We start from the raw sequence: 261 nt of genomic DNA, 5'->3' as shown, positions 1-261 counted from the left end.
AGCTTGACACTGAACATTGAGCCTTGATGTGTAGGATAGGTGGGAGGCTTTGAAGCGTGGACGCCAGTCTGCGTGGAGCCAACCTTGAAATACCACCCTTTAATGTTTGATGTTCTAACTCGGCCCCATAATCTGGGGTGAGGACAGTGTCTGGTGGGTAGTTTGACTGGGGCGGTCTCCTCCCAAAGAGTAACGGAGGAGCACGAAGGTTAGCTAATCACGGTCGGACATCGTGAGGTTAGTGCAAAGGCATAAGCTAGC

At 51.7% G+C, this 261-nt stretch carries 1 rRNA gene; it reads left to right on the top strand.

The window, feature by feature from the left end:
* Window positions 1-261, top strand: a 23S ribosomal RNA gene (locus tag AC2AXP_RS22770); the annotation flags it as partial.

It is taken from the genome of Serratia sp. Sp408, assembly GCF_057180665.1.
This window is presented reverse-complemented; position numbering and strand designations above follow the sequence as displayed.